This window comes from Candidatus Aegiribacteria sp. (assembly GCA_021108435.1).
Classification (GTDB): domain Bacteria; phylum Fermentibacterota; class Fermentibacteria; order Fermentibacterales; family JCC-6; genus Aegiribacteria.
This window is the reverse complement of record JAIOQY010000096.1, coordinates 1-8,295: the sequence shown is the minus strand read 5'-3', so window position 1 is coordinate 8,295 and position 8,295 is coordinate 1. Positions and strand designations below refer to the sequence as shown.

The window sequence follows — 8,295 nt, the reverse complement described above, 5'->3', positions numbered from 1 at the left end:
ATCGAACCATACGATTCATGAACGAATATCTGCAAATCGCTCTTACCAAGTCTTGAAGCAACTGTTTCCGCACCTGCAAGGAAACGCTCCGGATTATCGGATGATCCTTTGAGAGGCGTGAATTCACCGGAGGTGTTCTTCATCATGAAGGATACATCGCCGAGATTGTAGATCTCTGCACGGTTGCGCACCCATTCCATGCTTTCACGACATGTTACTGGAAATTTCCACCCGCACGGAATATGCCCTGGACATATTGCGAAATCCTTCCATGAAACATCGATTGTTTTCACGGAGATGCTTTTTTCCGGGTTTTCTTTTGTCAAAAGCATGAAGCCGTTTACTCTTGTGAACCCCTGTGATTCCGATATTATGATGCTCTCGGAATTAAGGAAATATGTGGAGAACTCCACACACCTTGCCTCTCCGGTTCTGATTTTCTCCTTCGCTATTTCAAGAGCGGCATCCGCCAGCAGCCTTCCATAGCCTTTTCCCCTGTAATCAACATGAACGCGGAGACCTTCAAACCAGAGGACACGATCAGGCATCAGAGTTATTCGAAAAGTTCCAATGCCTCTCTCATCAAGCAGCCCTATATAAAAACCGTCATCCTCCATCCACGATGGTGCAAGTCTCTCAAGGTAATCATCTCCCTCCCACGTAGTTCTGGATATGGAAGCGATATCATTCATATCGCTGAAGCATACCGGTCTGATGATTAATTCAGACAAAATATCTCCTCAGAATTAGGATTTCAATCCTTTTCGTTATATTACAGCCTTCTGAGCTTATTCAAAACAATAAATACTGCACAGCAGATGATGGAACGGATAGAAACAAATGTCAAGAAAATACTCAATTGCGAAAGTTCGCAATATTGGAATCATGGCTCATATTGATGCCGGAAAAACAACTGTTTCCGAAAGAATCCTCTACTATACAGGCAAACTGCACCGCATGGGGGAAGTACATGACGGCGGAGCGGTAATGGACTGGATGGAACAGGAGCAGGAGCGGGGTATAACAATTACCAGTGCTGCAACTGCAACTGAGTGGCGTGACCACATGGTAAACCTTATCGACACACCCGGACATGTGGACTTTACCGTTGAAGTTGAAAGAAGTCTGAGAGTTCTCGACGGTGTTATCGCGCTTTTCTGTGCGGTTGGCGGAGTCGAACCTCAGTCTGAAACTGTCTGGAGACAGGCTGATAAATATTCCGTGCCAAGGATAGCCTTCGTAAACAAGATGGACAGGCTGGGAGCGGATTTCTTCGGAGTAGTTGAATCGATTCAGAAACAGCTTGGAGCGAATGCTGTTCCAGTTGTAATTCCAATTGGATCAGAGGACAAATTCAGGGGGATAGTGGATCTGGTTGATAACTGCGCAGTGTATTACGACAAATCCGACCTTGGAATGACCTGGCATGAGGAACCGATTCCGGAGGACATGATCGCGGAAGCAGAAAAATGGAGACAAAATCTTATTGAGAAAATCAGTGAGGTTGACGAACCTCTTTTTGAAAAATACTGCCAGGGGGGTTCCATCACATCTGAGGAGCTCAGCCTGGCCATCAGAAAAGCAACTCACTCCCACATCATCTGCCCTGTACTTGGCGGGAGTGCTTACAGAAATATGGGTATTCAGAGGCTTCTGGACGCTGTTATCGCATATCTTCCGAGTCCTCTTGATCTCCCTCCTGTCAGCGGTCACTGCATTGACGGCTCTCCCATTGAAAGAACACCCATGGATGAGGGAAGACTTGCAGCCCTTGCTTTCAAAGTCGTGACAGACCGTCATGTAGGAAAACTTATTTACCTTAGAGTCTATTCCGGAACACTTGAATCAGGCTCCTATGTCTACAATTCATCCATAAAAAAGACTCAGCGAGTTGGAAGAATCCTCAGGATGCACGCCAACAAAAGAGAATCCGTAGATGCTCTCTATACCGGAGAAATCGGTGCTGTGATAGGCCTTCCGGATTCATCAACCGGAGATACCATCTGCTGCAAGGATAATCCGATCATTCTCGAAGCAATTGAATTTCCAGCTCCTGTCCTCAGTGCAGCTGTCATGCTTGAGCGTTTAAGCGACAGAGACAGGCTTTCCAGGGCTCTGGTGAAGCTTGCGGAGGAAGATCCGACCTTTACTGTATCAACTGACTCGGAGACCTCAGAAACAGTTATTTCGGGCATGGGAGAGCTTCATCTCGAGATTCTTCTGGACCGCCTGAAACGGGAATTCGATGTTAATGTTAATACTTCTCCCCCAAGGGTCGCATACAGAGAAACCATCACTTCATCAGTTGACATCAACGAGAAACTAGTAAAGCAGAGCGGTGGAAAAGGACAGTACGCTCATGTAATAATGACGCTCAAACCCATGCCTGCCGGACATGGATTCGATTTCAGGAATAAAATCACCGGAGGCAGTATTCCCCGCGAATTCATTCCAGCTGTAGAAAAGGGAATCGTTGACGCCATGAAGAAAGGTGTTCTGGCGGATTTCCCTGTTGTGGATGTCAGAGTCACTCTTCGAGACGGTACTTTCCATGCAGTTGATTCATCGGAAATGGCTTTCAGAAGATGTGCATCCTCTGCATTCAAAAAAGCATTCATGAAAGGCAGTCCACACCTGCTGGAACCTATAATGAGTGTAGTCATAACAACACCGGAAGAGTATTCGGGAAGTGTTACGGGAAGTGTTTATGAAAAGCGTGGAAACATAAAAGCTCTGGATATACAGGGAAACGCTCAAGTTATCAAAGCTCTGATACCTCTGTCCAACATGTTTGGCTATGCTACCGATCTTAGAAACATGAGCCAGGGCAGAGCATCATTCACGATGCATTTTGAACATTACGAAGCTGTTCCTTTCTCTATTGCGGAAGAAGTGCTCAAGGAATTGAAAGCACGTAAGGTTCAATGATTCAGGATTTTATTTAATTCTTAATTCCATTTTTTCTATTAATCGCTTCAATGCGCGGGCGCGATGGCTGATGCGGTGTTTTTCCTCTGGAGAACACTGTGCAAATGTACTGTCCAACTCATCCGGAAGGAAAACCGGATCGTATCCAAATCCTCCGTCTCCATCTGCTTCTTCCATGATTACGCCCTGCACTTCACCAATCTCACACAGTTCCTCACCTGATGGAGAAACAAATGCAGCAGCGGTTCTGAATGATGCCTTCCTGTTTATTTCGCACAGCATTGTCCGAAGAAGTTTCTGAACATTGTCTTCGTAGGTGCACTCAGAACCGCAGAACCGGGCAGCGTATATTCCAGGGGCTCCTCCAAGCACATCCACGAACAATCCGGTGTCATCCGCAATGGATGCTTCTCCAGTTCTCTCTGCGACATCTCTCGCCTTAAGCAGTGCGTTCTCTTCAAGAGTTGTTCCGGTTTCCTCAACCGACCAGTTCGGCAAAATCTCCAGTATGGATACTACTTCAAACGGCAGGTCCTCAAGAAGAGATCTCAGTTCACGGAGTTTATCGTGATTTCCAGAAGCCAGTACAAGCTTTTTCACTCAGAAGTCGCTTCCCTCTGCAGCGGTACTACAAATTCCATTATGGCATTCACCGCTTTCTCAGTCATACTTTTAACAGTCTCCATCGGAACCGTACCACCCTCAGCCGATGCCTGCAGCTCGACCAGTTCTCCGGTTTCTGCAACAACCACATTCATGTCCATGATAGCGGCTGAATCCTCTTCGTAACACAGATCAAGAAGAACGCGGTCATCAATAAAACCCAGACTAAGAGCGCTCACAAATCCTTGGAAGGGATCATCCTTCATCTTGCGCTCTACAATCTGGCGTTTGATAGCAAGACGAAGAGCCACCGCTCCACCAACTATGGATGCTACTCTCGTGCCTCCATCAGCCACAAGAACATCACAGTCAACAGTTATTGTTCGCTCACCAAGCCGCGCAAGATCAACTGACTGACGAAGACTTCGGCCTATCAGCCGCTGAATCTCCTGGGTTCTTCCCTGTACAACTGATCCGCGGTCTCTTCTAATCCTGCGATTACCGCTTCCAGGCAGCATTCCATACTCAGCTGTTATCCATCCGGTGCCCTTACCGGTCAGAAAAAAGGGAACTCTGTATTCAACCGAAGCCGAGCAAAGGACCATTGTTTCTCCCCATTTGATGAGAGCACTGCCTTCGGGAGAAGGCTGGTAGCCTGTTTCAATTTCGATCTCTCTCAGTTCGCTATCTTCTCGTCCATCTATTCGCATTAAATTCCTATCGTCTGTTCCCTATCTGTTAATCCCCAACTTCAACCTGGGTAACCAGAGGTATTGTTCTTCCAAGAAATCGCTGTGCTATCTCCTGAAATTTCAACGGTATATCGCTCACGTAGAAATAATTGTCTCCTGGATCAGTGTTTGATCTCAACTCTCCGTCATCCAGGATCTTACCAACCGAAGCAGCTGTGGATTCGGCCGAGTCAACCAGAGTAATATCATCTCCAAGAATACTTGAAAGCGCTTTCTTCAGCAGCGGGTAATGAGTGCAGCCGAGAACCAGAGTATCAATTCCTTCATGAATTAAAGGTCCGGTGTATTCCTCAAGGACCAGCCCTGTTATCCTGTGGTCAAGCCAGCCCTCTTCGACCAGAGATACAAGCAGCGGAGTTGGCTGGGCTATTACTCTCCTTACTGAATCGAAAGATTTCAGCGCTTTCTGGTAAGCACCGCTTGAAATAGTGCCCAGAGTTCCAATTACCCCTACAACTCCCGATCTAGTTACCTCTGATGCCGCTCTTGCTCCGGGTTCAATGACTCCTATAACAGGAACATCGGCGAATTCACTCAATGCCGGGAGACTGACTGAAGAAGCAGTATTGCAGGCAGCAACCAGGAGCTTTACATCCTTCCCGAGAAGAAACTTCGCAGCTTCAAGCGAGAAGCGGATTACGGTTTCGGGGGATTTCGATCCGTAAGGTACTCGAGCCGTATCTCCGAAGTAGACTACTGATTCATCAGGAAGAAGGTCGTTTATCGCCCTTACTACTGTAAGCCCGCCAACTCCCGAGTCGAAAACTCCAATTTTCCCGGAATTCACTGTCTGAATACTCCTTTTACTCCCCGGAGAGGCATACCCTCCGGATATGCTGAAAGTATGTTACCTGCCATAAGTGGAAAAAGACGTGTAAAACAGATGAATCTGCTTTCAATTGTAAGTTTCAAGCCGTTGAGATCAGCTTCAGACGGCAGATCAACATAGATTGTATCGAGTTTCGTGAAGACATAAACCTGATCGACAATCTCGCCTTCCATTCCGGATTCTTCAGCCCACCTTCTTATCAGAAACTGAGCTTCAAGTGGTTTGTAAGCCGGAATAGGAGCAGTAGGCAGGGAATCAATCACAACTTCCGACGATTCCGTTACATAAATAGAACACGGTGTCAGTGGCCAGGATGCTTCAGGTCCTTCGGGAAGCTCTTCTATCTCAGGTAATGTGAATCTATCCCCATCATCCCAGAGACTGTCGGGAATGATTGAATATTCTTCATCTTGAACTTCGTCGATATCAACCTGCTGTGTTCCGATCGATTTGTTTATCATCTTCATTCCGAAAGCCAGTATAACGGAGAGCAGTATAATTGCACCTGCAAGAATCCCAAGGCGAATCAGAATGAATCTTCTGTCTGGACTATTCAATCTGAACATATGCATCCCTTCATTACTGTTCCTCTGCAAAATTCAGGACAGCATCTACAATAGCCTCCGCCGCGGCAAGACGGAAGTCCAGTGTTTTCAGTGTCCGTTCCTCCTGCGGATTTGAAATAAACGCAACTTCCACCAGTACAGAAGGCATGAGAGCACCCCTGAGAACATAGAAACCAGCCTGTTTTACGCCGCGGTTAGTGTTGGACGGAAACTTATCCTGCAAACTCTCTTGAATTGCCACTGCCAGGGAACTGCTCCTTTCCAGGTATATGTTCTGTGCAATATCCGCGAGAAGAAAAGAAAGAGGATCATCGAAAACATGATCATTGGTATCATCGTATTCCACCACACTGTTTTCAAGCATCTCTACAGCTCTGCTGTCATCAGTCCTTGCGCGGGATAAAAAGAATGTCTCGAAACCGTTTGCCGATGCCCTTGTGCATGCGTTGCAATGAATTGAGATAAATAGGTCTGCTCTTCTTTCGTTGGCCAGCCGGGTTCTCGCGCCCAGCGACATATAGCAATCCGTGTTTCTGGTAACAATAACGTCCAGTTCCGGTCTGTGGATATTCAGAATGTCACGTACAAGCAGAGCTATTTCAAGAGTTCTGTCTTTTTCATAAGTGCCGTCCGGACCAACTGCTCCCGGATCTCTTCCACCATGTCCGGGATCGATTACAACACAGTCAAAATCATTCAACCACGGTGATTGCTGCCCCAGTTCAAGTGCGGCGATAGTACTGGAATCAGAATACTGCGGGTCGAACAACCCATAATCCGGTTCATCTGGAGGACCGTTCCAGGTCAGCTCTGGAAACAGAAGAGGTTCGGCTGCCCTGAAGAAAAGCAGCATTGTCAGGCTGTCCTCCGAAAGTGAGTACTCAAGTGAATCCACAGCATCAGTGAGTTCAACGGAAAAACCGCATGAGTCCGTATCAAGCTCCCAGCCAAGCACCCAGAATGGAAGATATGCTTCAGGAAGAAAAACTTTGTCTCCCGGTCTTACACTCACTGAATAGCCGGTAACATTAACACTGTCGGCAATGGGTTCACTGGAAGTGAGCTCCATCAGCATACCGTCAAACCTTGGTATTATTCTTGTTTCAACTGCTCCGGTAAGAACTGCCGCAGCAAATAGAAGCTGAATGCTACTCATACCCTCTCGACTCCCGCTTGATTGCTCTCCTTAGATTCAGATCCGCATCTTTTTTAGCCAGCTCAGCGCGCTTGTCGTACTGTTTTTTCCCTCGACAGAAACCAAGCTCGATTTTGGCTTTTCCATCTGAAAGATGAACATCGAGTGGAATCAGTGTATAACCTTTTTCCTGAACCATTCTCCTGATTTTCCTCAACTGAGATGCATGAGCCAGTAATTTGCGTCTGCGGTACGGTTCATGATTATCTCTTGCTTCGGGATACTCAGCAATATGCATGTGATGAACCCACAATTCGAAGTTATCATCAAAAGAGGCATACGCTCCACTGAGGCTGACCTTCCCCGCACGTATGGATTTTATCTCTGATCCAACAAGAACCAGACCAACTTCCAGAGTACTGAGAATTGAATACTCATGTCTGGCTTTTCTGTTTCTTGCCATGACTTTACTCTTTTCGCTCATCTGATTCTCCTTTCAACAGTGAAATATAATACAGGATGCAACCGTGTTAGTGAACATTGACTTTCTTCAGGATTATTCCTAGTATCGCCGAGCATCAAAGCCGAAGTGGCGGAATTGGCAGACGCGCCAGGTTCAGGACCTGGTGAGGATTTTTCCTCGTGGGGGTTCAAGTCCCCCCTTCGGCACCAGAAAAGGGGCATCCGCTTCATCGGGTGTCCCTTTATCAATTACCTGCATATCGCCTCTATACCATTATTTATAACAAGAATACAACATTGTTATTCGTAATGTAAATAGTTACATTCAGTATATGAACGGAGTGTATACTGATCATGAAGAATTCAGTGTTACTTCTGATTGTCTTTTGCGGCTTACTTTCTGCGGATACCCTTCTTGTTCCCTCTGAATACCCTTCCATTCAGAGCGCTATCAGTGCTTCACAGGACGGTGATACAGTGCTTGTGTCCCCCGGTGAATATGGAGGACCCATAGGCTTCCAGGGGAAGAACATTGTTGTGATGAGTACATCTGGTCCCGAAAACACTCTCATTCGAACCTTCATGGACTTCCACTGCGTGATGTTCACAGGAGGTGAGGACAGCACCGCTGTACTTGAGGGCTTTACATTAAGGAACCAGATCTCCGATGGAACAACGTCGGGAAAACAAGAAGTTGTTGATTATGGCGGTGGACTTTACATCACAAACTCTTCTCCGACAATTCGGAATAATATCATCAAGGACTGCCTTGCTAAAACCGGAGCAGGAGTATACTTAGAGAATTCATCCATGTTCATGACAGACTGTACTGTCTACAATAATAATACATGGGTATATGGTGGCGGGCTCTTCATAGGAAGCTCTGATGAGAATGACCCTCCATGTATTATTGACTGCACAATTACGAACAATGAAGCTCAGTATGGTGGTGGATTTTATATCTGGGGTGATACAGCAATGGTTATCAACAATAATATCAGCGATAATTATTCTGATCAT

At 46.4% G+C, this 8,295-nt stretch carries 9 protein-coding genes and 1 tRNA gene; 3 read left to right on the top strand and 7 right to left on the bottom strand.

Annotation, left to right across the window (positions count from 1 at the left end; translation table 11 throughout):
- The coding region (locus K8R76_05910; protein ID MCD4847706.1) for a GNAT family N-acetyltransferase at positions 1-731 on the bottom strand (731 nt) is incomplete at its 3' end.
- A gap of 109 nt (positions 732-840) precedes the next feature.
- On the opposite strand from K8R76_05910, the gene fusA reads away from it, so the two are divergent.
- Positions 841-2,928, top strand: coding sequence for an elongation factor G (gene fusA, locus K8R76_05905; protein ID MCD4847705.1), 2,088 nt, complete (start codon positions 841-843; stop codon positions 2,926-2,928).
- A gap of 9 nt (positions 2,929-2,937) precedes the next feature.
- On the opposite strand, the gene rdgB is transcribed toward fusA, so the two are convergent.
- Genes rdgB through smpB form a run of 6 tightly spaced genes read right to left on the bottom strand, consistent with a single transcriptional unit; the run spans position 2,938 to position 7,297 of the window.
- Positions 2,938-3,528, bottom strand: coding sequence for an RdgB/HAM1 family non-canonical purine NTP pyrophosphatase (gene rdgB / locus K8R76_05900; protein ID MCD4847704.1), 591 nt, complete (start codon positions 3,526-3,528; stop codon positions 2,938-2,940).
- Complete coding sequence (gene rph / locus K8R76_05895; protein ID MCD4847703.1) at positions 3,525-4,241, bottom strand: ribonuclease PH; 717 nt, start codon at positions 4,239-4,241, stop codon at positions 3,525-3,527. The genes rdgB and rph overlap by 4 nt, the downstream gene beginning before the upstream one ends.
- Positions 4,242-4,269: 28 nt before the next feature.
- A complete protein-coding gene (murI, locus tag K8R76_05890; GenBank protein ID MCD4847702.1) occupies positions 4,270-5,070 on the bottom strand; it encodes a glutamate racemase in 801 nt (266 codons plus the stop codon).
- On the bottom strand, positions 5,067-5,678 hold the full coding sequence (locus K8R76_05885; GenBank protein MCD4847701.1) for a hypothetical protein: 612 nt from the start codon (positions 5,676-5,678) through the stop codon (positions 5,067-5,069). Before K8R76_05885 ends, murI begins: the two co-directional genes overlap by 4 nt.
- Positions 5,679-5,691: 13 nt before the next feature.
- A complete protein-coding gene (locus K8R76_05880; protein MCD4847700.1) occupies positions 5,692-6,834 on the bottom strand; it encodes an N-acetylmuramoyl-L-alanine amidase in 1,143 nt (380 codons plus the stop codon).
- Positions 6,827-7,297, bottom strand: a complete 471-nt coding sequence (gene smpB / locus K8R76_05875) for an SsrA-binding protein SmpB (protein MCD4847699.1) — start codon at positions 7,295-7,297, stop codon at positions 6,827-6,829. The genes K8R76_05880 and smpB overlap by 8 nt, the downstream gene beginning before the upstream one ends.
- Positions 7,298-7,396: 99 nt before the next feature.
- Here smpB and K8R76_05870 point away from each other — a divergent pair.
- Both K8R76_05870 and K8R76_05865 read left to right on the top strand, forming a co-directional pair.
- Positions 7,397-7,485 (top strand) — tRNA-Leu (locus K8R76_05870).
- A 156-nt stretch (positions 7,486-7,641) separates the two neighbouring features.
- The coding region (locus tag K8R76_05865) for a hypothetical protein (protein ID MCD4847698.1) at positions 7,642-8,295 on the top strand (654 nt) is incomplete at its 3' end.